The organism is Achromobacter pulmonis (genome assembly GCF_021733725.1).
Classification (GTDB): Bacteria; Pseudomonadota; Gammaproteobacteria; order Burkholderiales; family Burkholderiaceae_B; genus Achromobacter; species Achromobacter pulmonis.
The window spans coordinates 5,111,810-5,133,519 of the sequence record NZ_JAIFOT010000001.1; the positions used below are offsets into that span (position 1 = coordinate 5,111,810).

Sequence of the window (21,710 nt, forward strand, 5' to 3'; positions counted from 1 at the left end):
ATTCCAATAAAATCCCCATCATGCAGAACCGCGATACCGTTGGCGCGCCCTCGCGCCGCCAGCCGCTTCCCCCCGCCATTGCCGCCTTGATGTTCGCCGTCAGCGTCGTCGGCTCCAACGGCCTGGCCCTCAGTCCCATCCTGTCCGACGTGGCGCGCGCGTTCGCCGCCACCCCGCTCACCGTCAGCAGCGCCATCTCGGCCTATGGCGCGGCGACCGCCGCCAGCGCCTTCCTGCTGGCGGCGCGCATCGATCGCTGGGGCATCCGCCGCTCGCTCCTGGCCGCGATGGCGGCGTTGATCGCCGCCTTGCTGATGTCGGCCGCCGCGCCGCACTGGATCATCCTGACGGCGGCCCAGGCCCTGGCCGGCGCCGCCGCCGGCGTCATCCTGCCCGCCGCCTACGGCTCGGCCTCGCTGGTGGCGGCCAGCGGCCAGGAGACCCGGGCCTTGGGCCGCGTGATCTCGGGCTGGTCGGTGTCGCTAGTGGCCGGGGTGCCGCTGTCGGCGCTGATCTCGGACGCCATCGGCTGGCGCGCCACGTACGGCGTGCTGGCGCTGTGCGCCGCGGTAGCCTTGACCGGCCTGCGCAGTCTGCCCGAGCGCCGCGGCGTCAATGTCGCCGCGCCCCCCCTGGCGCGCCTGCTGGCGCCGCTGTCCTATCGCGACGTGCCCGTGCTGCTGCTGGCCTGCCTGGCGTTTTCGTCCGCGTTCTACGGCGTCTATGCCTTCCTGGCCGACCATGTGCGCACCGTGCTGGGCCTGACCGCGGGCCAGGTGGGCCTGATCGCCTTTGCCTACGGGGCCGGCTTCCTGCTGGCCGGCCTGGCTGGCGCGCCGCTGATCGAGCGGCTGGGTCCGCGCCGCGCCCTGCCGCTGGCGCTGGCCGCCATCGCCCTGGTCTATGTGGCCCTGCTGCCCGCGGCGCATGCGCTGCCGGCGGTGCTGGCGATCGCATTGCTGTGGGGCGGCGCCTCGCAATTGAGTCTGAACCTGCTGGTGCTGCTGTTGTCGCGCGCCCGGCCCGATGAGCGGGGCGCGGTGCTGGGGCTGAATACCTGCACCACCTATCTGGGCGCCAGCGTGGGCACGGCCGTGGCCGGCGCGCTCTATACCCACGCGGGCTTCGCAAGCCTGGGACTGGCCGCGGCCGCGGCCGTGGCGCTGGCGGCGTCGATGCTGCACTGGCGCCTGAATGGCCGCCGCGCCGGCGAACGCCGCGCCGCCGCCTGACACCGTCTCAGCCCGGCAGCACCACCGCGCAATCCCGGCCGGCGCGCTTGGCCTGGTACAGCGCCTGATCGGCGCGCCGCAGCACGTCGGATATGCTGGCATCGGTCTCCAGGAAGCGGGTGATACCGCCGCTGGCCGACAGCATCAGGGCGTGGCCGTCGATCTGGGCGGGATGCTGGCGCAAGCTGGCCCGCAGGCGGTCGCAGACCGCCAGCGCCACGTCCTTGTCCGCGTCCTGCAGCAACACCACGAATTCCTCGCCCCCCAGACGCCCCACCGAATCGCCTTCGCGCAGACACGTGCGCAGTTGGTCGCAGAAATGGCGCAGCGCGGCGTCGCCGCCCAGGTGCCCGTGGCGGTCGTTGACCTGTTTGAAATAATCCAGGTCGAGCATCAACGCCGTATGACAGGCGCCGCGCTTGGACGCTTCCAGCAGCCCTTTCATGCGTTGCAGGACCTCGGCCCGGGTCCAGCATCCGGTCAGGCCGTCGACCTTGGCCAGGCGCGCCAGCGCGGCTTCGTTGCGCCGGTTCTCGGTCATGTCCATGCCGATGTTGACGACGCTGCCATCCGGCAACCGCACGTTGGACCACAACACCGACAGGCGTTCGCCATCGCGCGCCAGCGGCTGCCATTCGCGGAATGACGGGTGCGGCGCGCGTGCGACGCTGTCGATGACACGGGCGCGGATCTCGGGGTCGGGATAGAACAACGCCAGCGGCTCCGCGTGGCGATTGATCTCTTCGCGGGTCCAGCCGAAACGGCGCTCGCACGCCGCGTTCCAGAGCAGGCACTTGCCCCGCTCGTCAAACGCGTTGATCAGCACCGGCGCATTCTGGAACAGCGCCTGGTACTGCGCCACCACCGCGCGCAGATGGGCCAGTTCGGCATCGCGCGGATCCGGCAGGCCGGCGCTGTCGCGATCGGCGTCCGGCGGGTGCGGCGCAATCAGGGCGTCATTCGAGAAGTCGAGTCGCATGGGCAGGCAGACGGGAAAAGCGGCGCGGCCCGGCCGCGTCTCGGACCGGGGCGAAGAGAGCGCGGCCAGTATACGTTCAAGCCCGCGCCGCGAATGCCAAGAAACGTCAATTCGCGCCGGCGCGGCGCCGCGGCGCTACCAGGGGAAGGTGATCAGGTCGCCATACAGGCTGCGCAGCTTGGCCTTGACCTCGGGCGAGTGCTGGTAGATCGAGATGAATTTGAGCAAGCGCGGATCCTGCGCGTGGTCGGGCCGCGTGACCCAGCGGATGGCGTAGCGGCGCACATTGGCCGGATCGGTATTGTCGAACGCCAGGCCGTCTTTCTCGTTCAGGCCGGCCTGCTTGGCGAAGGTGGTGTAGGTGACCGATGCCGTCACGTCGTCGAAGGCGCGGGCCGATTGCGAGCCTTCGATCTGCACCAGTTTCAGGTGCTTGGGATTGTCGGTCACGTCCTCCAGGGTGGCCTGTTGCGCCACGCCCGGCTTGAGCTTGATCAGGCCTATGGATTGCAGCAACAGCAGGGCGCGGCCGGTGTTGACCGGATCATTGGGAATCGCGATGGTGGCGCCATCCGGCAGCGGCTCGCCCTTGCCGAGCTTCTTGGAGAACAAGCCGATGGTGGTGGAATAGCCGTAGGCGATGGGCGTCAGGTGGGTGCCGCGCCGGGCATTGAACAGTTGCAGGAAGGGTTCGTGCTGGAAGAAGTTGGCGTCGATCGAACCGTCGGCCACGGCGATGTTGGGCAATACCCAGTCGTTGAACTCGACCAGTTCGACCGCCAGGCCGGCCTTGCGCGCCTCGGCCACCGCCAGTTCGGTGGCGGCGTTGGCCACGCTGGGAATCAGGCCGATGCGCAGCGGCTTGTCGGCCGCCAGCGCCGGCGCGGCGCTGGCCACGCCCAGGGCGGCCACGGCGGCGGCGCGCGCCAGGGTCAGGAACAGGGAATGCAAAGACATGGAATCACCCGGTGAAAAACGCGTGGTATGACTATTGTGCCGCAGCCCGGCGCCGGCGTGGCCAAAGGCCCTTGGGAGCGTGATGGCGATCATGCCGCGCCGTGGCGCTACACTCAATCCCGGCACTGCAACACCGCATCACGGAGGCCGACCTTGCAAAACACCGCCACCCTGCCCACCCACGTCACCTTGATCGGCGCGCCCACGGACATCGGCGCGGGCGCGCGCGGCGCCTCGATGGGTCCGGAAGCCCTGCGCGTGGCGGGCATCGGCCCGGTCATCGAGGCCCAGGGGTTCACGGTCATGGACCGCGGCAACCTATATGGCCCGGCCAATCCGTGGCAGCCGCCGGTGGACGGCTACCGCCATCTGGACGAAGTGGCCGCCTGGAACCAGGCGGTGCACGACGCCATGTACGCGGCGCTGGCCCAGGGCTCGCTGCCGATCCTGCTGGGCGGCGATCATTGCCTGGGCATCGGCTCGATCAGCGCGGTGGCGCGCCATTGCCGCGCCACGGGCAAGAAGCTGCGCATCCTGTGGCTGGACGCGCATACCGATTTCAATACCAACGCCCTCACGCCCACTGGCAACATCCATGGCATGCCGGTGGCCTGCCTGTGCGGCCACGGCCCGGCGCCGATCGTCGGCATGTCGGGGCAGACGCCCGACATCGACCCGTCCTGGGTGCGCCAGATCGGCATCCGCAGCGTCGACGAAGGCGAGAAGCGCCTGGTCCACCAGGCTGGCCTGGAAGTCTTCGACATGCGCTACCTGGATGAAATGGGCATGCGCGCAACGATGCAAGCCGCCTTGGCCGGACTGGACCAGGACACCCACCTGCACGTCAGTTTCGATGTCGACTTCCTCGATCCCGAGATCGCCCCGGGCGTCGGCACGACCGTGATGGGCGGCCCGACCTATCGCGAGGCGCAGTTGTGCATGGAGATGATTGCCGACACCGGCCTGATGCGCTCGCTCGATGTGGTGGAATTGAACCCGGCCTTCGACGTGCGCAACAAGACCGCCGATCTGGCGGTGGACCTGATCGAAAGCCTGTTCGGCAAATCGACGCTGGTGCGCCGGGGCGCCTGAAACCGCGTCAGCCCTCGCCCTGCTGGCGGATCGCCGCGGCCGTTGCCGTCAGGCTGCGCACATGCTGCTCGCGCCGCGCCCGCACGCGCGGCGTCGGCCCCGCCAGGCACAACGCATACCATTCGCCGGCGCGCTCCAGCGCCACTGCCAGGCCGGTCAGGTCCGCCACGCTTTCCCCCGCGTTCTCGGCCCACCCTTGCGCCTGGACCCGCGCCACGTCTTCCAGCAAGGCGGCGCGCGTGACATGCGTGCGCTCGGTGTAGCGGCGGTAGTCGGCCGCCGCCAGCACCGCCTCGCGCTCGGCCGGCGCCAGGCGCGCCAGGATCGCCTTGGCCACCGCGCTCGTATGCAGCGGCCGGCGTTCGCCCGGCCTGGTCGCGTAATGCACCGGCTGGGCCGATTCGGCCACTTCCAGGAACAGCACGCCCGCATCCTGGATCTTGCCCAGCATCACGGTTTCATCGCACTGGTCGCGCAGCGCGCGCAAGAGCGGCCGCGCCCGCTCCAGCCACGGGTCGCCCGCCTGGATCAGGCCGCACAGCGCCTGCAGCCGCGGCGTCGGGTAGTAGCCGCCACGGCGCCGGACTTCGTAGAGATAGCCGCGCCCGACCAGGGTGCGCACCAGCGCCAGGCAGCTCGACATGGGCGCGCCCAGCCCCTGGGCCAGGTCAGTGAGCGACAGCGGCCGACGCGCCTGCGCGTACAACTCGATCAGTTCCAGCGTGCGGACGACCAGTTTCACTTCCATGGTGCGGCGGCCTCGACGAACGGCGTTGACTTTTCGTAATCGTGAACATAAATTCTTGCACAGGAATTTTTATTCACCAATAAGAATAAATTTTCAGCCGGATGGAGAACCGGCGCCCCGGCCCAGCATTCGCGTCACCCAAGAAAACCGATATTCGGCTCGCCCGACGGGCCGTGGAGACAAACCGATGCGTATCCCTCCCCTATGGACGGCCGTGGCCGCCACGCTGGCCGCCTGCGCCATGCATACCCCGGCCGCGCTGGCCCAGACCCCTGCCGCCGACATCGTGCGGCTGGGCGTGTCCAACGACCGTTCGGGCATCTATTCCGACCTGGGCGGGCTCGGCTCCGAAACGGCCGTGCGCATGGCGGTCGAGGACTTCGGCGGCAAGGTCGCCGGCAAGACCGTGGAAGTGATCGGCGCCGACAACCAGAACAAGGCCGACGTGGCCTCGGCCCTGGTGCGGCGCTGGTTCGATACGCAGGCGCTGGTGGCGGTGGTCGACGGCGGTGCCAGTTCGACCGGCCTGGCGGCCCAGGGCGTGGCGCGCGAGAAAGGCGGCACCGCCCTCATCAGCGGCGGTTTCGCCGGCGATTTCAGCGGCAAGCAATGCAGCCCCCTCAGCACCCAATGGGCGCCCGATACCTATGCCCTGGCCAATGCGGTGGTCAAGAGCGTGGTCGAAGGCGGCGGCAAATCCTGGTATTTCATCACCACCGACTACGTGTTCGGCAAATCGCTCGAAGCCAATGCCAGCCGCTTCGTGGAAGGCGCCGGCGGCAAGGTGCTGGGCAGCACACGGCATCCGCTCGGCGCCATGGATTTCGCCTCGTTCCTGCTGCAGGCGCAGGCCTCCCAGGCCAATGTGGTGGGGCTGGCCAGCGCCGGCGGCGACCTGGTGAACCTGATCAAGCAGGCCCAGGAATTCGGCCTGACCGGCGGCAAGCAGCGCCTGCTGACCTTCCTGACCTTCATCAACGATGTACAGGCCATGGGCCTGCCGGTGGCGCAGGGCCTGGCCTTTCCCACCGGCTTCTACTGGGACGCCGACGACGACACCCGCGCCTGGACCCGGCGCTGGCAGCAGAAAATGGGCGTGACCCGGCCGCCATCGATCGTGCAGGCATTGAGTTACGTCGCCACCACGCATTACCTGCAGGCCGCGCAGGCCGCCGGCACCTTCGACGGCGCCGCCGTCAACCAGAAGATGCGCGAGTTGCCCATTACCACCAAACTGATCAAGAATGCCCGCATACGCCCCGAAGATGGGCGCGTCATCATGGACCTGTATCTGGTGGAAGTGAAAAAGCCCGCGGAGTCCAAGTATCCCGGCGACTTCTACCGCATCCTGTCCACGGTGCCCGGCGATAAGGTGTTCGTTTCGCTGGCCGATAGCGAATGCCCCTTGATCAAGAAATAAATCCGCTTTCCCGAGGAGACATCCCATGAAGTGCTATTGCGTCGTCAACTTCCGCGAACCGCTGCAGCAGATGGAGCAGGCCACGCCCACCCCACAAGGGTCGCAAGTGCTGCTGAAGGTGCGCGCCGCGGGCGTTTGCCACAGCGATATCCACTTGTGGGAAGGCGGCTACGATCTCGGCCAGGGCCGCACCCTGTCGCTCAAGGAGCGCGGCGTCTCGCTGCCGCTGACGATGGGCCACGAGACCGTCGGCAGCATGGTGGCGGCCGGCCCCGACGCCACCGGCATCGAGCCGGGCCGCAACTATCTGGTCTACCCGTGGATCGGCTGCGGCGCCTGCCCGACCTGCCTGGCGGGCCAGGAGAACCACTGTACCGCGCCCGCCTGCCTGGGCGTGCATCGCGCCGGCGGCTATGCCGACCACATCCTGGTGCCGCACCCGCGTTACCTGATCGACATCGGCGACCTGGATCCGGCCCGCATCGCGCCCTACGCCTGCTCGGGGCTGACGACCTATTCGGCGCTCAAGAAGATCGGCGAAGCCGTCTACCGCGAGCACCCCGTGGTCATCTTTGGCGCCGGCGGGCTGGGCCTGATGAGCCTGACCCTGATCAAGGCGCTCGGCGGCAAGGGCGGCATCGTGGTGGATATCGACCCGGCCAAGCGCCAGGCCGCGCTGGAGGCCGGCGCCCTGGCCGCCATCGACGGCGCCGCGCCCGACGCCGCGCAGCAGATCATCCAGGCCGCCGGCGGCAAGCCGCTGCAGGCCGCCATCGACCTGGTCGGCGCGCCTTCCACGACCTCCCTTGCCTTCGATTTCCTGACCAAGGGCGGCAAGCTGATCATCGTCGGCCTGTTCGGCGGCGCCTCGTCGTGGCCGATCGCGTTGATTCCCATGAAGGCCATGTCCATCATCGGCAGCTACGTCGGCAACCTGGCCGAACTGCGCGAACTGATGGACCTGGTGCGGACCGGCAAGGTGCCGCCGATGCCGGTGCACCGTTATGCGCTGGACGAGGCCGACAGCGTGCTGGCGTCGCTGCGCGCCGGCAAGGTGCTGGGCCGCGCGGTACTGACGGTGGATTGAGCCGCCGGCCGGGCGATTCGGGGCGGACACGAGCGCATCCGGCGCCGCCCCGGTCTGCGATGGCGCGGCCAAGGGCGGCCGGGCAAGGCGATTCGGCCTATCATAGGCACCTGCCTTCCTATTTCTCCGCCTGTACAAAGGACCTCGCATGACCGACCGCCAGCTCACCATCCTCGCGGCCATCAACCTCCTGGTCGCCGTCGGCGCCGGCGCGTTCGGGGCGCATGGCCTCAAGCGCCTGGTGACGCCCGAGTTGCTGTCGGTATGGCAGACCGGCGTCCTGTACCATCTGATCCACGGGCTGGGCCTGTTCATCATCGCGCTGCTCGGGGCGCGCTATGGCTCGCCGCTGCTGTCGGCGGCCGGCCTGACGATGTTCGCGGGCATCGTGCTGTTTTCAGGCAGCCTGTACCTCCTGACCCTGACCGGCACCCACTGGCTGGGCGCCATCACGCCCCTGGGCGGCGTCGCCTTCCTGGCCGCCTGGGCCATGGTGGCGCTGGCCGCGTACCGCGCCCAGGGCTGAGTCCGCGCCGGGCATCCCCCGGCCTTCCCCGCATTACCCCCATCTGGCGGCCGCGGCCGCCTTTCCCGCTGGACCCCGATGTCGTCTCCCACCGTTTTCCCCGCCCTGCGTGACCGCTCCGCTTTCGCGGGCATTGCCTGTGTCGCCGGCGGCATCTTCTTTCTGACGCTCAGCGACGCCAACGCCAAATGGCTGGGCGCCTCCTACAACCCGCTGCAGATCCTGTTCCTGCGCGCCTTGATCGCCCTGCCGTTCGTCACCGCGCTGGCGCTCTGGCTGGGCGGGCGGCGCGTGCTGCGCACGGCCCATCCCGGCCTGCACCTGACGCGCGGCGCCATCAACGTGGTGTCGGCCTGTTTCTTCTATCTGGGATTGCGGGCGCTGCCGCTGGCCGAAGCCACTGCCATCGCGTTCGCCGCCCCCCTGTTCGTCACGGCGCTGTCCGTGATGATCCTGAAGGAACGTGTCGATGGCCGGCGCTGGCTGGCGGTGCTGGCCGGCTTCGCGGGGGTGCTGATCATCGTGCGGCCCGGCACCAACGCCTTCCAGGCCGCCACCCTGCTGCCGCTGACCACCGCCTTCCTGTATGCCGTCATGATGATCACGGCGCGCAGTATCAGCCGCGCCGAAGGCATGCTGACCACCACGTTCTACATCGTCGCCGGCCAATTGGCGTGCAGCGCCTTGCCCCTGGCGTGGGTCTGGCAGACGCCGGCCATCGCCGACCTGCCCTATTTCGCCGCGGTGGCGCTGTTCAGCACGCTGGGGCTGGCGCTGATCACCCAGGGCTTTCGCATCGCGCCGGCTTCGGTGGTGGCGCCGTTCGACTACACCGGCCTGATCTGGGCCACGCTGCTGGGCTGGATCTTCTGGCGCGAGGCGCCGGACGCCTATGCGTACCTGGGCGCGCTGTTCATCGCCGGCAGCGGCGTCTATATCGCGTTGCGCGAGGCGCGCGGCGGCGGCCGGGGTTCGCGCCAGCCCCGCGCCGGGGTGAAAAGATAGGGCGGCCTGCCGTTCCTGGTCCGGACCGGCAGCCCCCTGTCCGCCTCCCGGGCGGTCCGGCGGACCGGCGCCGCTGCGGCCTCAATTGGCCTTTTCGTCCTCGCCGGCATAGCCGCTGATGTAGGGCCGGCCCGAGCAGCGCACCATCGCCACGCAATTGGGCCGGCCGCTCTTGGCGCTGCAGGTGTCGCGGGCCGCGTCACGCGCCGTCTTCGGGTCTGGATCGAGCGCGGTATAGCTGGTGCCGCGGCCTTTCACGCCCTTGGGCCAGGCCAGGCCGACGCAGCTGTCGCGGTAGGTCAGCACCTTGGTGCAGCCGCTGCACTCCTCCCATTCCAGCAACTTGTTGATGGCGTCCTTTTCATTGGGGTAGCCATCCGAATACGTCAGGTCGCCCGAGTCCTTTTCGGCGACGGCGCCCCAATACTCGCGATCGTTCAGCCTGGCCGCCAGTGCCTCCAGCTCGGCTGGCGTCGCGGTCCTGGCCGCCTGCAGGTCCTGGGCGCTATAGCCCGGCCCGACGCATAACGGCATCGTGGTCAGCCAGCACTTGCCGTCGGGGCTGCCGGCGGTGCAGCGGCGGATCGCCTTCCTGGCCGCCATTTCCGGCGACACGCTGTTGCCGGGGAACAGGTCGTTGGAGGTGTTGCGGGCATAGGTCATGCAACTGTCCGAAAACCAGCTCAGTGATTTGCAGTCCTTGCCGCCGCCCCGGCGGCACTCGGCCAACGCCGCCGACGCGGCCGCCTTGGAGGAATCTTCCGGCAGCGCCCAATAGATCCTGGCGTGTTTGCCGTCCGTCGCGATGCCGCCATACAGCGCATCGGCGTGAGCCTGCGGCGCGAACAGGCTTGCCGCCAGTGCCAGCGCGCCGAGCGCCGCGCGGATCATCCGGGAAAAGCGGGCAAATATCATCGTCGGGTTCCAGATCGAGAGGAATTCAGCGGCACCGATCTTAGCAAAGCGCCTGGCAGGTCCGTCCCCTTTCCGGGAATCGGTCAGGCATATTGCGTAACAAATTTCACGGTTGGCGGCAGGATGCCGGCCCCATTTTCCGGTAAAAATGGCGGACCTTGCGCAAGCAGGCTGTCAATCTGCAATCAGCCGTCCGCCGCAGGCCAAGTTGGCCTGCGCTGTCACGAAGAGAAACAAAACGCCTGGCGCGCCCGGACCAAGATCGCCGCCGTCCCGCCTGGCCGCCACGGAGCACCGACCGCAAGCCATGACGTTCCTCGCGCCCCCTTCCCTCCGCCGCATGCCGCTGCGCCTGGCGAGCAGCCTGATCGCCGCCGCCAGCCTGGCCGGCTGTGCGCCGATGCCCACTGGCGGCAGCTCTTCCCTGCCATCCTTGAGCCGGGTCTTTTCGGAAGGCCTGTCGTTCTCCCCCAGCGTCAATGTGGCCCGCAACATGCAGGGCCGCTCGATCAACGATGCCATTGCCGCGCTGGGCGAACCCTCAAGGAAGCGCGCCGTCGGCAACACCCTGGAATTGGAGTGGTCCGATTACCAGGCGGCGCCTTATCAGGAATGGGTGACGACCGGCACCAGCCAGCAGGTGGTCGGCATGATCCCGGCCACCCGCGGCAGCGCCGCGACACCGGTATTCCAGCAGAGCAGCTCCGGTTACTACCAGAACCGCACGCGGGTCTATGAATGCAAGGTGCTGATGCGCATGCAGGACAGCGTCATCGTCGACGCCACCGTCGATGGCAACGTCTGCCCGGAATTCATCGCCGCGTTGCGTAAATGGGCCGGCGAAAACGAAGCGAAGAATTATGTCGTGAAATAAGGCGCGGACCTCGTCGCGTAAACCGCGCCGGGCCACGCAAGGATTATTCCGGCGGGGTTGTCGACATTGTTTTTTCGATGCGCCAATACTGTCGAAAAGGCGAATCGATATTCTGAAAAGATGGCGAAATTAATGGGCGCGCGATTAAGTTTCCGGCCGCGCCTGCCGTTACCGGTCTGATACTTCCCCGGCAAGCCTCATGGGCAGTGATTGCCCGCCAGGAATACGCAGACATGACCACGATTTCCGCCTACACGCCGCCGCTCGTCATCGCCCCGCGGACGCCGGCATCAGGCGTGTCCCCCGTCGCCACCGTCAACCGCAGCCCCGACATCCCGGCCTCCACCTCGGTGACGCTGGGCCAGCAGACGGCCAACGTGCTGACCTACTCCCCCGACACGATCGCGGCCAACGCCGCCGGACAGGCGCAGGAACCCGACGCGCTGTCGTCGCTGATGTCCGACAACATCCGCGCCTCGTCGCTGACCGGTCAGTTCAAGGGCCTGGCGGCTGCGTTGCTGGGCCGCCTGCAGGCCGATGGCGGCAACTATTCGCTGTCGCTTGCGCGCGCCGGCGCCAGCACAGCCATCGATGGCGTCGCCGCGGCCCAGGGCCCGGCGCAGGCCGACAACTCGGTGTCGCTGCGCGTCACCACCGCCAGCGGCACCAAGGTCACCGTCACGCTGGAAAGCAACGAAAAGGGCCTGGGCGTGCAGATCGACGTGGGCGACGCCAGGCTCACCGAACAGGAACGCAACGCCATCGCGGGCCTGTCCAAGTCGTTCCAGGAAGCCGTCGACGGCCTGTCGGCCGTGCCGCCCAAGCTGGCGCTGGGCGCGCTGGCCAGGTTCGACGGCAGCGTGCTGTCGTCGGTGTCGCTGCAAGCCACGGTGGGCGCCGAAGGCCCCGACCGCGTCAGCTTCGATTTCCAGGCCGATGCCGGCCAGCGTTCGCTGAGCGTCAAGACGGTGGCCGGTTCCGCGCAGATCAGCGTCGACGCCAGCAACCCCGGCCAGTTCGGCAGCGCCCAGCAGCAATCGGCCGCCATCGCCAACTACCTGTCCCGCTTCGACAGCGCCCAGAAGCGCGGCGAAGGCGATGCCAACCTGATGGCCCTGTTCAAGTCGGGCTTTGCCGACCTGCACAAGAGCTATGGCGACTGGGCGCCGCAAGGCACGGCCACCACGCGACTGGGCCTGCCCGCCGACGTGCATCGCACGATGCTGTCCGGCCTGGCCGACTTCTCGGCCTCGATCAACCAGACGCCGATCGCCTCCAACCCGCTGCAGCCGCGCGAACTCGACAGCTTCTCGTACGAGACCTCGCAGAACACCCGCAGCAGCGGCAGCCCGCGCCTGGACCTGGCGATCTCGCAGCAACAGCAATCGTCCCTGGCGGCCAGCTACCATCGCGCGCTCACGCCCGGCCAGCAGTTGAACCTGACCGCTGACCCCAAGACGCAGAACTACGCCTTTCACCAGATCCGCGACACCAGCAGCAACCAGACCGACATCGCCTACGAAGACGGCGAACTGGCCAAGGCCTCGTTCACCGAATCCAGCACGATGTCGACCCTGGTGAGCAAGTTCGTCAAGGGCAAGCTGGTCGACCAGAGCAGCATCACGCCCATCACCCAGACGCGCACGCAGGACCTGATGACCCTGCTGCGCGCCGCCGACCTGAAGGCGCCGCTGCAGGACACCGCCACGCCGCGCGACCAGGTCGAGGCCGCCCTGATCCGCAAGCAGGAAAACCTGGCGCAAGCCGTGGCGCGCCTGCGCGGCTGATCCGGCACCACGGCAAACCCCTGCGGGTCGACGTGCCCAGCCCGCTGGCGCGCATGATCCTGGTGCCCGCCCTGCCCGCCTTCCATGCGCGCTACCCGGACATTCAGCTCGACATGGGCGTCAGCGACCGCATCGTCGATGTGATCGGCGAGACCGTCGATTGCGTGGTGCGCGGCGGCGAACTGACCGACCAGTCGCTGGTGGCGCGCCGCGTCGGCGACCTGCAATTGCGCGTCTACGCCGCGCCCGCCTATCTGCGGCGCGCCGGCGCGCCCGATCATCCGCGCGACCTGGAAGACAGCCACCACCGCATCGTCGGCTTTCTCTGGTCGCGCAGCGGCAAGCCGCTGCCCTACGCCATGCGGCGCGGCGACGAGAACCTGCACGTGCACGGCCGCTACGTGGTGGCAATGGATGACGGCAACGCCTATCTGGCCGCGGGGCTGGCCGGCATGGGGGTGCTGTGGCTGCCGGACTACATGGCGCGTGACCACGCCGAGCGCGGCGAACTGGTGCCGCTGTTCGAGGACTGGCAGCTCGATGCCATGCCCCTGTACCTCGCCTACCCGCCCAACCGCCACGTCAGCGCCAAGCTGCGGGTATTCATCGACTGGGTGGTGGAACTGATGGCGCGGCATGCGCCGGTAGCCATGCCGCCCCCTGGCGGCGTCCCGGCCTGACCCCCGGGGCCGGCGGCGGCCGTGCGCCACGCGCCCCGGACACGAAAAATTAAAGCGGATATTAAGGCCGCGCCCCTACAATCGACCCCGCCTTCGTGGCATTTCCCTGCCCCCCGCGCAGACCCGGCAGGGAAACCGTTGTCCATGTCCGCTTGCGGCCGAAAGGCCCTCTCCCGGCTGGGCAACCCTCGTAATCGGGTCCGCCGCTTTCCGGTTCGCCTCCCATGCCGTCTACCCTGCAATCGCCGCCGCATCCCGACCCAGGCGGGGTCCTCATCGCTAGCCCCGATCCGGCCGGGACGGCCGTCGCGCTGGAGGCCGCGCAGCGCCTGCTGGCCGACCTGGGCTTGCGCACCGCCGCCCATTGCGAGGTTCGCGGCGAGGCCGCGCCGTTCATCCACGCCGCCCTCACCCCCGGTTTCGCCGCCAGCTACCTGCCCGAGCACGACACCACCGGCGTGGCGCGGGCGCTGAGCCTGCGCACCGACGCGGACGACGCCGACCTCGATCGCGAAATCATGCTGGCGATGCTGGCCAGCCCGGTGGCGTTCGACTTTCCCTCGGTCGCGGAGCTGGAATCGGCCGTGCGCATCCGCCGCTATATCGTGCGCGCGGCCGGCAAGACGGCGCTGGCCTTTGACACCGAGCATGCCGAACGCCCCGAGGACTACTGGACCTACGACGAGGCGCGCGGCTTCACCATACTGCCGGGACGCTCGCTGATCGACGGCCTGCGCAAGGCCACGCAACCCGAGGCGTCCGGCCAGCTGTATGCGTTTTCCTGCTACCGCGCCACCGAATACGTCACCGTGCTCGGCATTGCCCAGGAGCTGCGCGAGGCCAATCCCGAGCTGGGCGAGCGGCTGCAACGCCAGTGGGAAACGCGCGCGGTCATGTCCGGCAGCTTCCACGACACGTTCCTGCGGGAGTACGGCACGCTGGCGGCGCCGCTGCCGCAACGCTTCTATGTGCCGGGCGACCGGCTCTGGTTCCGCAACCCCGATGCCGCGTCTTCGGATGTGGAGGGTTACGAGGGCTCATGGGTGTTCTACCTGGGCGGCGGCCTGTTCAACAATTTCTGGGAACGCGGCGCGCCCTACACGCTGACCGCCAAGTGCGTCGAGATCTACCACTGGCGCCACGGCCTGCGCACCGACGCCGCCGGCAAGCGCTACATCGACGAAGCCATCGTCAAGGACCGCATGCAGCAGACCCTGGCCGACCCAGCGGCCTGCGCCGACATCCTGGCGCGCATGATGCGGATCCGCGACCCCCAGGGCGTCTACGCCGAAGGGGGCTGCATCGATGCCACGCGCGAGCGGGTGCGCTGGGTGCGGGCCGGCCATAGCGATATCGCGTTGCCCGATTTCCCCGCCGCCGCGGGCGCCCGCGCCGCCTAGGCATCCCGGCGCGAGCCGGCGGCGCGTCGACACGACCGGCAGCGTGCGGCGCGCGATCGCGCGCGTCCATACCTGGTCATGCCTGCGCCAGGCGCGCCGCCAGGGCCAGCGCCCGCGCCAGAAAGGGCGAGCCATCGTCCTTGCGATAGCTGGCGATCACCGGCGACACGAACGTGGCCGCGTCGATCCGCACGTGGACCACGTCGCGCCGCTGCAAGCGCTGCACCGAGGCCGGCACCACCGTCACCCCCAGTCCGGCCGCCACCAGACCGATCGCGGTCTGCAATTCGTTGGCTTCCTGGACCACCTTCGGCGCGTGGCCTGCGGCGCGGAACAGGTCCAGCACGTGATCGGCGAAATTGGGCCGCGGCCGCGCCGGATACAGCAGGAACGGCTCGCGCGCCAGCCGGTCGACCGAGACGCTGGCGCAAGCGGCCAGCGGATGATGCCGCGGCACCGCCGCCATCAGCGGCTCGGTCATCAGCACGCGGCGCTCGATCGCGGGATCGTCCAGCAGGATGCGGCCGATGCCCAGGTCGATGCGGCCGGCCTTGAGCGCCTCCAGTTGCGGCAACGTGGTCATCTCGGCCAGGCCGACCTCGACCTTTTCGTCCGCGCCCCGCAGTTGCCGGATCAGTTCGGGCACGAAACCGTACAGGGTCGACGGCACGAAGCCGATACCGAACCAGCGGCGCCGCGCCTGTCCCAGGCGCCGGGTGCCTGCCAGCACTTCGTCCAGGCGCGCCGTCAGCGACAGTGACTGCTCCAGCAAAAAGCGCCCCGCTTCGGTCAGGCGCAGGGCCCGGGTCGTGCGCTCGAATAGCGCCACGCCCAGTTCTTCTTCCATCTGGCGGATCTGGCGGCTCAGCGGCGGCTGGGCCATGTGCAGGGCCTCGGCGGCGCGGGTGAAACTGCCTTCGCGCGCCACCGCCTGGAAATATCGCAGATGCCGCAATTCCATGATCTATTCGGACCCAAAAGGTATCAATATAGACTCATATAGTCTTGGACTTGAGGACTTTTAGCAAGCGATACTGCGCCTTATCTGATCAACCTGCCTTGGAAAGTATGAATCCGGTAACGATAAACGCGGTCGAAGCGATCCTGGTGGATCTGCCGACCATCCGCGCCCACCAGTTGGCCATGGCGGTGATGCAGCGCCAGACGCTGGTGATCGTGCGCCTGCGCTGCAGCGACGGCATCGAAGGCATCGGCGAAGCCACCACCATCGGCGGCCTGTCGTATGGCGAGGAAAGTCCGGAAGGCATCAAGCTGGCCATCGACACCTATCTGGCGCCGGCCCTGGCCGGCCTGGACGCCAGCAACATTCACGCCGCGATGCGGCGCCTGGAAAGCGTGGCGCGCGGCAACCGGTTCGCCAAGTCGGCGCTGGAGAGCGCGCTGCTCGATGCCCAGGGCAAGCGCCTGGGCGTGTCGGTTTCGACCCTGCTGGGCGGCGCCGTGCGCGATCGCCTGCCGGTGCTGTGGACCCTGGCCAGCGGCGACACCGCGCGCGATATCGAGGAAGCCGAAGCGCTGCTCGCCAGCCGCCGCCACAACACCTTCAAGCTCAAGGTCGGCCGCCGCGCGGTGGCCGACGATGTGGCCCACGTGTCGCGCATCAAGCAGGCGCTGGGTGACCGCGCCCGCGTCACGGTGGACGTGAACCAGGCCTGGAACGAGGCCGATGCGGCCGGCGCCATCGCGCGCCTGGAAGCGGCCGGCGTCGACCTGATCGAACAGCCGATCCCGCGCGCCAACCTGGCCGGCATGGCGCGGCTGGCGGCGCGCTTCGTGGTGCCCATCATGGCCGACGAAGCCGTCAACGGCCCCGAGGACGCGCTTGCCATCGCGCGCCAGGGCGCGGCCGACGTGCTGGCGCTGAAGATCGCCAAGTCCGGCGGCATCCATGAAATGCTGCGCACCGCGGCGGTGGGCGATGCCGCCGGCCTGTCGCTGTATGGCGGCACCATGCTGGAAGGCTCGGTCGGCTCGATCGCCTCGGCCCACGGGTTTGCCTGCCTGCCGCGGCTGTCGTGGGGCACCGAGCTGTTCGGCCCGCTGCTGCTCAAGGACGACATCGTCGCCAGCGCGCCGCGCTACCGCGATTTCGAAATGGAGATCCCCACCGGCCCCGGCCTGGGCCTGGTGCTGGATGAAGACAAACTGGCTTTCTACCGCAGGGACCGCTGACGCGCCCTGCCCCACGTTGGTCCCGCGCGCCGCCCCGCACCGGCGCGCGGACAGAATAATTCAAGCACACGGAGACACGCTATGGCTTTGCGCTACGCCTTCAAACACCTCGCCCGGGCCTGCATGGGCCTGGCCCTGCTCGGCGCCGCCGGCACCGCCCTGGCCGAGGGCTACCCCGACCGCCCGGTCAAATGGATCGTGCCGTTCCCGCCGGGCGGCGCCATGGACAGCATCGCCCGCACCCTGGGCGAATCCATGGGCAAGCAGCTCAATACGTCGTTCATCATCGAGAACCGCGCCGGCGCGGGCGGCAATATCGGCGCGGCCAGCGTGGCGCGCGCCAAGCCCGACGGCTATACGATCCTGATCGTGGCCAACGGCATGGCGGTCAACCCGGCGTTGTACGCCGACCTGAACTACGATCCGATCAAGGATTTCGCGCCCATCTCGCTGCTGGCGGTGGTGCCGAACGTGCTGGTCACCAACCCGGCGCGCAATGATGTCAAGAGCGTCAACGAGGTGATCGCCAAGGCCAAGGCGCAGCCCAATCACTACACCTATGCCTCGGCCGGCGTCGGCACTTCGATCCATCTGGCCGGCGAGCTGTTCGTGTCGATGGCCAAGATCGACATGCTGCACGTGCCGTACAAGGGCAGCGGCCCGGCCATCGCCGATCTGCTGGGCGGACAAGTGGACTACATGTTCGACAGCATCACCTCGGCCAAGCCGCACATCGAAGCCGGCAAGCTGCGCGCGCTGGCGGTGACCACCGCCAAGCGCTCGGCCGCACTGCCCGACGTGCCCACCGTGGCGGAAAGCGGCCTGCCCGGCTACGAACTGATGCCCTGGTTCGCCGCTTTCGCGCCGGCCGGCACGCCGCCCGAGGTGGTGGCCAAGCTCAACACCGCCATGCGCGAGGCCTTGAACGAACCCAAGGTCAAGGCGACGCTGGCGTCGATCGGCGCCGAATCCATCGGCGGCACGCCCGACGAGCTGCGCGACTACCTGGCCAAGGAAACCGCGCAGTGGAAGGTGTTGGTGAAGGAACGCAACATCAAGATCAACTGAGTCCGTGGCGGGTCCGGTCGGGCCCGCACAACCGGAAACCCCGGCCCAGGGCCGGGGTGGCAATCAGGTCTTGCATGATGCGCCGCGGGCTTGCGCCCATGCGCGGCCATCACTCCACCGTCGCCCCCGACTTCTTCACCACCTCGGCCCAGCGCGGGATCTCGGTGGCCATCAGGGCGCGCAGTTGGTCCGGCGTGCTGCCGACCAGTTCCATGCCCATGGTCTTGCCGAGCTTTTCCCGCACATCGGGTTCCTTCAGGATCACCGCGATCTCGGCGGCAAGCTTGTCCAGGATCGGCCGGGGCGTGCCCTTAGGCGCGTACACTGCCTGCCACGACGCCATCTGGAAGCCCGGCACGCCGGCCTCCTGCATGGTCGGCACGTCCGGCGCCAGCGCGATGCGGTCCTTGGTGGTGACGGCCAGCAGCTTGAGCTTGCCGCTCTGCAACAGCGGCAAGGCGGCGGTCATCTGGTCGAACATGAACGTCACCGCGCCCGAGGACACATCCACCATGGCCGGCGGCGTGCCCTTGTACGGCACGTGCGTCAGCGGCACCCCGATCATGCTGGAAAACAACTCGCCGGCCAGGTGCGTGGACGTGCCGGCGCCGGACGAGGCAAAGGTGCGCTTGGACGGGTCCTTCTTGAGCAGCGCAATCAGGTCGGCCACCGAGTTCACGCCCAGGTTCGGATCGACCAGCAGCACATTGGGCAGGTAGGCGATCAGCGACACCGGCTCGAAGTCCTTGACCGGGTCGTACTTCAGGTTCTTGTAGAGGCTGGCGTTGATGGCGTGGGTGCTGATGGTGCCGCCGAACAGCGTGTAGCCGTCGGGCGCGGCCTTGGCCACGTAGGTCGCGCCGATGCCGCCGGCCGCGCCCGGCTTGTTCTCGACGATGACGTTCTGGTGCAGCCGCTCGCCCAGTTTCTGCGCCAGCATGCGGCCGACCACGTCGGTCGAGCCGCCGACGGTGAACGGCACCACGTAGGAAATCGGCTTTTGCGCGGGCCAATCGGCGGCCGTGGCCGCCATTGCCCAGGTGCCCAGCAGCGGTCCTGCCAGCAGCGCGGCCAGCGCGCTGCGACGTTGTCTGTTCATGCTTGTCTCCTGCCCTCTTTGTTTTATAGGCATGGGTCGCCGGCCGGATGGCCGGCGCCAGGGCTCAACGGCCCTGTTCTTTGCGCCAGGCGGCGAACTTGTCCTTGCTGGCCGGGTCGGTGGGCGGATACAGGCCCAGGATTGACGCGCCCTGCCGCACCTGGCTGGTGACGAAGTCCTCGAACGCGGTCATCTCGACCGCTTCGTCCGCGATCTCGTCGGCCAGGTGCGCCGGGATCACCACCACGCCCTCGCGGTCGCCCACGATGATGTCGCCGGGGAACACGGCCACGTCGCCGCAGCCGATCGGCGCGTTGATGTCCAGCGCCTGGTGCAGCGTCAGGTTGGTCGGCGCCGACGGCCGGTTGTGGTAGGCGGGATAGCCGAGTTCGGCGATCTCGGGCGAATCGCGGAAACCGCCGTCGGTGACCACGCCGGCCACGCCGCGCTGCATCAGGCGGGTCACCAGGATCGAGCCGGCCGAGGCGGCGCGCGGGTCCTTGCGGCTGTCCATCACCAGCACCGCGCCCGGCGGGCAGGTCTCGACCGCGGCGCGCTGCGGGTGGGCGCGGTCCTCGAATACCTTGATGGTGTTCAGGTCCTCGCGCGCCGGGATGTAGCGCAGCGTGAAGGCCGGCCCCACCATGTTGGGCAGCGTGGCGTTCAGCGGCCGCACGTCCTGGATGAACTGGTTGCGCAGGCCGCGCTTGAACAAGGCGGTGCACAGCGTGGCGGTACTGATGCCGGCCAGCTTGGCGCGGGTGGCGGGATTCATGTCGGACACGGAAAGCTCCAGGGGTCGTCAGGATAGGGACGCAAGCGTCGGGTTCAGAAGATTTCCGGTTCCGGCACCGGCGCGCCGAAGCCGGTTTCGAGGAAGTCGAAGTCGCAACCGTCATTGGCCTGCAGGATGTGCTGCGAGTACATCCAGCCGTAGCCGCGCTCGTAGCGCTTGGGCGGCGGCGTCCAGGCGGCGCGGCGCGCGGCCAGTTCCTCATCGCTGACGTTCAGGTGGATGGTGCGGGCCGGCACGTCGACGGTGATCAGGTCGCCGGTCTTGACCAGCGCCAGCGGGCCGCCGATATAGGCCTCGGGCGCGGCGTGCAGAATGCAGGCGCCGTAGCTGGTGCCGCTCATGCGGGCGTCGGACAGGCGCAGCATGTCGCGCACGCCCTGCTTGACCAGCTTGGTGGGGATCGGCAGCATGCCCCATTCCGGCATGCCGGGGCCGCCCTGCGGGCCGGCGTTGCGCAGGATCATGATGTGATCGGCGGTGACGTCCAGGTTCTCGTCGTCGACCGCGGCCTTCATGCTGGGATAGTCGTCGAACACCAGCGCCGGGCCGGTGTGCCTCAGGAATTGCGGCGCGCAGGCGCTGGGCTTGATGACACAGCCGTCCGGCGCGATGTTGCCGCGCAGCACCGCCAGCGCGCCCTCGTCGTAGATGGCGGTTTCCACCTTGCGGATGACGTCGTCGTTGTAGACCTCGGCGCCGGCGATGTTCTCGCCCAGCGTCTTGCCGGTGACGGTCATGGCCGACAGGTCCAGATGGCCTTCCAGGCGCGACATCAGCGCCGGCAGACCGCCGGCGTAGAAGAAGTCTTCCATCAGGTACTTGTCGCCGCTGGGCCGGATGTTGGCGATGACCGGCACCTTGCGGCTGGCGGCGTCGAAGTCGTCCAGGCCGACCGGGTGGCCGGCGCGACGCGACATAGCCACCAGATGGATGATGGCGTTCGTGGAGCAGCCCATGGCCATGGCCACGTTGATGGCGTTGTGGAACGAGGCCGGGCTCAGGATGCGCTGCGGCGTCAGGTCGTCCCAGACCATCTCGACCACGCGGCGGCCGCAGTCGGCCGACATGCGCATGTGGTTGACGTCGGCCGCCGGAATCGACGAGGCGCCCGGCAGCGTCATGCCGATGGCCTCGGCGATGGCGGTCATGGTGCTGGCCGTGCCCATGGTCATACAGGTGCCGTAGCTGCGGGCGATGCCGCCTTCGACCTCGGTCCATTGTTCCTGCGTGATCTTGCCGGCGCGGCGCTCGTCCCACAGCTTCCAGGCGTCCGAGCCGGAGCCGAGGATCTTGCCCTTCCAGTTGCCGCGCAGCATCGGGCCGGCGGGCACGTAGACACAGGGCAGCCCGGCGCTGATGGCGCCCATCAGCAGACCCGGCGTGGTCTTGTCGCAGCCGCCCAGCAGCACCGCGCCGTCCACCGGGTGGCTACGCAGCAGTTCCTCGGCCTCCATCGCCAGCATGTTCCGGTACAGCATGGTGGTGGGCTTGACGAACGATTCCGACACCGAAATGGCCGGCAGCTCCACCGGAAAGCCGCCGGCCTGGAACACACCGCGCTTGACGTCCTCGACGCGCTGCTTGAAGTGGCTGTGACAGGGGTTCAGGTCGGACCAGGTGTTGATGATGGCGATGATGGGGCGGCCGGCCCAATCGTCGGGGCCGTAGCCCATCTGCATCATGCGGGAACGATGGCCGAACGAGCGCAGGTCGTCCTTGGCCATCCAGGCGGCGCTGCGCAGGCTTTCGTAGGTGCGTTTCATAGGCGGGTGCGGGTCCTGGGTGCGGTGCAATGTGAAAGAGACGAATGCGTTGACGGGATCATTTAAACACTAATACATTAGTGCGTCAG

General features: G+C 68.5%; 19 protein-coding genes and 1 pseudogene. 12 read left to right on the forward strand and 8 right to left on the reverse strand.

Annotated features, from left to right (window positions below; genetic code table 11):
* The first annotated feature begins 20 nt into the window (after positions 1-20).
* Positions 21-1,232, forward strand: coding sequence for an MFS transporter (locus tag K2W61_RS23550; RefSeq protein ID WP_236756693.1), 1,212 nt, complete (start codon positions 21-23; stop codon positions 1,230-1,232).
* 7 nt (positions 1,233-1,239) lie between these two features.
* On the opposite strand, the gene K2W61_RS23555 is transcribed toward K2W61_RS23550, so the two are convergent.
* Together K2W61_RS23555 and K2W61_RS23560 are read right to left on the reverse strand one after the other, a co-directional pair.
* Positions 1,240-2,211 carry a GGDEF domain-containing protein gene (locus tag K2W61_RS23555; RefSeq protein ID WP_175132112.1) on the reverse strand — a complete coding sequence of 324 codons (972 nt, stop codon included), beginning with the start codon at positions 2,209-2,211 and terminating at the stop codon, positions 1,240-1,242.
* A gap of 135 nt (positions 2,212-2,346) precedes the next feature.
* Positions 2,347-3,168 carry a MetQ/NlpA family ABC transporter substrate-binding protein gene (locus K2W61_RS23560; RefSeq protein ID WP_236756694.1) on the reverse strand — a complete coding sequence of 274 codons (822 nt, stop codon included), beginning with the start codon at positions 3,166-3,168 and terminating at the stop codon, positions 2,347-2,349.
* 153 nt (positions 3,169-3,321) lie between these two features.
* Between K2W61_RS23560 and rocF the strand changes: the two genes are divergently transcribed.
* A complete protein-coding gene (gene rocF / locus K2W61_RS23565) occupies positions 3,322-4,260 on the forward strand; it encodes an arginase (RefSeq protein WP_175132114.1) in 939 nt (312 codons plus the stop codon).
* Positions 4,261-4,267: 7 nt separating this feature from the next.
* Here rocF and K2W61_RS23570 read toward each other — a convergent pair whose 3' ends face one another.
* Positions 4,268-5,008, reverse strand: coding sequence for an IclR family transcriptional regulator (locus K2W61_RS23570; RefSeq protein WP_175132115.1), 741 nt, complete (start codon positions 5,006-5,008; stop codon positions 4,268-4,270).
* Between the two features lie 187 nt (positions 5,009-5,195).
* On the opposite strand from K2W61_RS23570, the gene K2W61_RS23575 reads away from it, so the two are divergent.
* The 4 genes from K2W61_RS23575 to K2W61_RS23590 all read left to right on the forward strand — a co-directional run bounded on the left by K2W61_RS23575 (position 5,196) and on the right by K2W61_RS23590 (position 9,046).
* On the forward strand, positions 5,196-6,428 hold the full coding sequence (locus tag K2W61_RS23575) for an ABC transporter substrate-binding protein (RefSeq protein ID WP_236756695.1): 1,233 nt from the start codon (positions 5,196-5,198) through the stop codon (positions 6,426-6,428).
* 25 nt (positions 6,429-6,453) lie between these two features.
* Entirely contained in the window at positions 6,454-7,515 is a 1,062-nt protein-coding gene (locus tag K2W61_RS23580; RefSeq protein ID WP_175140010.1) for an alcohol dehydrogenase, read from the forward strand.
* 148 nt (positions 7,516-7,663) lie between these two features.
* Positions 7,664-8,041 carry a DUF423 domain-containing protein gene (locus K2W61_RS23585; protein ID WP_175132118.1) on the forward strand — a complete coding sequence of 126 codons (378 nt, stop codon included), beginning with the start codon at positions 7,664-7,666 and terminating at the stop codon, positions 8,039-8,041.
* A 78-nt stretch (positions 8,042-8,119) separates the two neighbouring features.
* On the forward strand, positions 8,120-9,046 hold the full coding sequence (locus K2W61_RS23590; RefSeq protein ID WP_175140011.1) for a DMT family transporter: 927 nt from the start codon (positions 8,120-8,122) through the stop codon (positions 9,044-9,046).
* Between the two features lie 81 nt (positions 9,047-9,127).
* Here K2W61_RS23590 and K2W61_RS23595 read toward each other — a convergent pair whose 3' ends face one another.
* Complete coding sequence (locus tag K2W61_RS23595; RefSeq protein WP_175132120.1) at positions 9,128-9,961, reverse strand: DUF4189 domain-containing protein; 834 nt, start codon at positions 9,959-9,961, stop codon at positions 9,128-9,130.
* Positions 9,962-10,268: 307 nt separating this feature from the next.
* Here K2W61_RS23595 and K2W61_RS23600 point away from each other — a divergent pair, with 307 nt between their 5' ends.
* The 4 genes and pseudogenes from K2W61_RS23600 (at position 10,269) to K2W61_RS23615 (ending at position 14,702) form a co-directional block, all read left to right on the forward strand.
* Positions 10,269-10,835: a hypothetical protein gene (locus K2W61_RS23600; protein ID WP_175140013.1), complete on the forward strand. Its 567-nt coding sequence runs from the start codon at positions 10,269-10,271 to the stop codon at positions 10,833-10,835.
* A gap of 233 nt (positions 10,836-11,068) precedes the next feature.
* Positions 11,069-12,622 carry a hypothetical protein gene (locus K2W61_RS23605; protein WP_236756696.1) on the forward strand — a complete coding sequence of 518 codons (1,554 nt, stop codon included), beginning with the start codon at positions 11,069-11,071 and terminating at the stop codon, positions 12,620-12,622.
* Between the two features lie 20 nt (positions 12,623-12,642).
* Positions 12,643-13,302, forward strand: a pseudogene (locus K2W61_RS23610) (LysR substrate-binding domain-containing protein); the annotation flags it as partial.
* 224 nt (positions 13,303-13,526) lie between these two features.
* On the forward strand, positions 13,527-14,702 hold the full coding sequence (locus K2W61_RS23615) for a hypothetical protein (RefSeq protein WP_175132125.1): 1,176 nt from the start codon (positions 13,527-13,529) through the stop codon (positions 14,700-14,702).
* A gap of 76 nt (positions 14,703-14,778) precedes the next feature.
* Here the strand turns inward: K2W61_RS23615 and K2W61_RS23620 are convergent, their stop codons facing one another.
* The gene (locus tag K2W61_RS23620; RefSeq protein WP_175132126.1) at positions 14,779-15,663 is read right to left on the reverse strand and encodes a LysR family transcriptional regulator; all 885 of its coding nucleotides are present in this window, start codon (positions 15,661-15,663) and stop codon (positions 14,779-14,781) included.
* Positions 15,664-15,770: 107 nt separating this feature from the next.
* Between K2W61_RS23620 and K2W61_RS23625 the strand changes: the two genes are divergently transcribed.
* Together K2W61_RS23625 and K2W61_RS23630 are read left to right on the forward strand one after the other, a co-directional pair.
* The gene (locus tag K2W61_RS23625) at positions 15,771-16,895 is read left to right on the forward strand and encodes a muconate/chloromuconate family cycloisomerase (RefSeq protein ID WP_175140018.1); all 1,125 of its coding nucleotides are present in this window, start codon (positions 15,771-15,773) and stop codon (positions 16,893-16,895) included.
* A gap of 81 nt (positions 16,896-16,976) precedes the next feature.
* On the forward strand, positions 16,977-17,963 hold the full coding sequence (locus K2W61_RS23630; protein ID WP_175132128.1) for a tripartite tricarboxylate transporter substrate binding protein: 987 nt from the start codon (positions 16,977-16,979) through the stop codon (positions 17,961-17,963).
* A 109-nt stretch (positions 17,964-18,072) separates the two neighbouring features.
* On the opposite strand, the gene K2W61_RS23635 is transcribed toward K2W61_RS23630, so the two are convergent.
* The 3 genes from K2W61_RS23635 to araD all read right to left on the reverse strand — a co-directional run bounded on the left by K2W61_RS23635 (position 18,073) and on the right by araD (position 21,621).
* Entirely contained in the window at positions 18,073-19,062 is a 990-nt protein-coding gene (locus K2W61_RS23635; RefSeq protein WP_236756697.1) for a Bug family tripartite tricarboxylate transporter substrate binding protein, read from the reverse strand.
* Positions 19,063-19,126: 64 nt separating this feature from the next.
* Positions 19,127-19,837, reverse strand: coding sequence for a ribonuclease activity regulator RraA (locus tag K2W61_RS23640; protein ID WP_175140122.1), 711 nt, complete (start codon positions 19,835-19,837; stop codon positions 19,127-19,129).
* Positions 19,838-19,890: 53 nt separating this feature from the next.
* Positions 19,891-21,621: an L-arabinonate dehydratase gene (araD, locus tag K2W61_RS23645; protein WP_175132130.1), complete on the reverse strand. Its 1,731-nt coding sequence runs from the start codon at positions 21,619-21,621 to the stop codon at positions 19,891-19,893.
* Positions 21,622-21,710: the final 89 nt, after the last annotated feature.

What these genes read in the sequence shown, in the direction of transcription:
- K2W61_RS23635 (WP_236756697.1), bottom strand. Translation starts at nt 19,062, where the DNA reads ATGAACAGACAACGTCGCAGCGCGCTGGCCGCGCTGCTGGCAGGACCG.
- K2W61_RS23630 (WP_175132128.1), top strand. Translation starts at nt 16,977, where the DNA reads ATGGCTTTGCGCTACGCCTTCAAACACCTCGCCCGGGCCTGCATGGGC.
- K2W61_RS23570 (WP_175132115.1), bottom strand. Translation starts at nt 5,008, where the DNA reads ATGGAAGTGAAACTGGTCGTCCGCACGCTGGAACTGATCGAGTTGTAC.
- K2W61_RS23600 (WP_175140013.1), top strand. Translation starts at nt 10,269, where the DNA reads ATGACGTTCCTCGCGCCCCCTTCCCTCCGCCGCATGCCGCTGCGCCTG.
- araD (WP_175132130.1), bottom strand. Translation starts at nt 21,621, where the DNA reads ATGAAACGCACCTACGAAAGCCTGCGCAGCGCCGCCTGGATGGCCAAG.
- K2W61_RS23595 (WP_175132120.1), bottom strand. Translation starts at nt 9,961, where the DNA reads ATGATATTTGCCCGCTTTTCCCGGATGATCCGCGCGGCGCTCGGCGCG.
- K2W61_RS23620 (WP_175132126.1), bottom strand. Translation starts at nt 15,663, where the DNA reads ATGGAATTGCGGCATCTGCGATATTTCCAGGCGGTGGCGCGCGAAGGC.
- K2W61_RS23640 (WP_175140122.1), bottom strand. Translation starts at nt 19,837, where the DNA reads ATGAATCCCGCCACCCGCGCCAAGCTGGCCGGCATCAGTACCGCCACG.
- K2W61_RS23590 (WP_175140011.1), top strand. Translation starts at nt 8,120, where the DNA reads ATGTCGTCTCCCACCGTTTTCCCCGCCCTGCGTGACCGCTCCGCTTTC.
- K2W61_RS23575 (WP_236756695.1), top strand. Translation starts at nt 5,196, where the DNA reads ATGCGTATCCCTCCCCTATGGACGGCCGTGGCCGCCACGCTGGCCGCC.
- K2W61_RS23625 (WP_175140018.1), top strand. Translation starts at nt 15,771, where the DNA reads ATGAATCCGGTAACGATAAACGCGGTCGAAGCGATCCTGGTGGATCTG.
- K2W61_RS23585 (WP_175132118.1), top strand. Translation starts at nt 7,664, where the DNA reads ATGACCGACCGCCAGCTCACCATCCTCGCGGCCATCAACCTCCTGGTC.
- K2W61_RS23550 (WP_236756693.1), top strand. Translation starts at nt 21, where the DNA reads ATGCAGAACCGCGATACCGTTGGCGCGCCCTCGCGCCGCCAGCCGCTT.
- K2W61_RS23605 (WP_236756696.1), top strand. Translation starts at nt 11,069, where the DNA reads ATGACCACGATTTCCGCCTACACGCCGCCGCTCGTCATCGCCCCGCGG.
- K2W61_RS23555 (WP_175132112.1), bottom strand. Translation starts at nt 2,211, where the DNA reads ATGCGACTCGACTTCTCGAATGACGCCCTGATTGCGCCGCACCCGCCG.
- K2W61_RS23615 (WP_175132125.1), top strand. Translation starts at nt 13,527, where the DNA reads ATGCCGTCTACCCTGCAATCGCCGCCGCATCCCGACCCAGGCGGGGTC.
- K2W61_RS23580 (WP_175140010.1), top strand. Translation starts at nt 6,454, where the DNA reads ATGAAGTGCTATTGCGTCGTCAACTTCCGCGAACCGCTGCAGCAGATG.
- K2W61_RS23560 (WP_236756694.1), bottom strand. Translation starts at nt 3,168, where the DNA reads ATGTCTTTGCATTCCCTGTTCCTGACCCTGGCGCGCGCCGCCGCCGTG.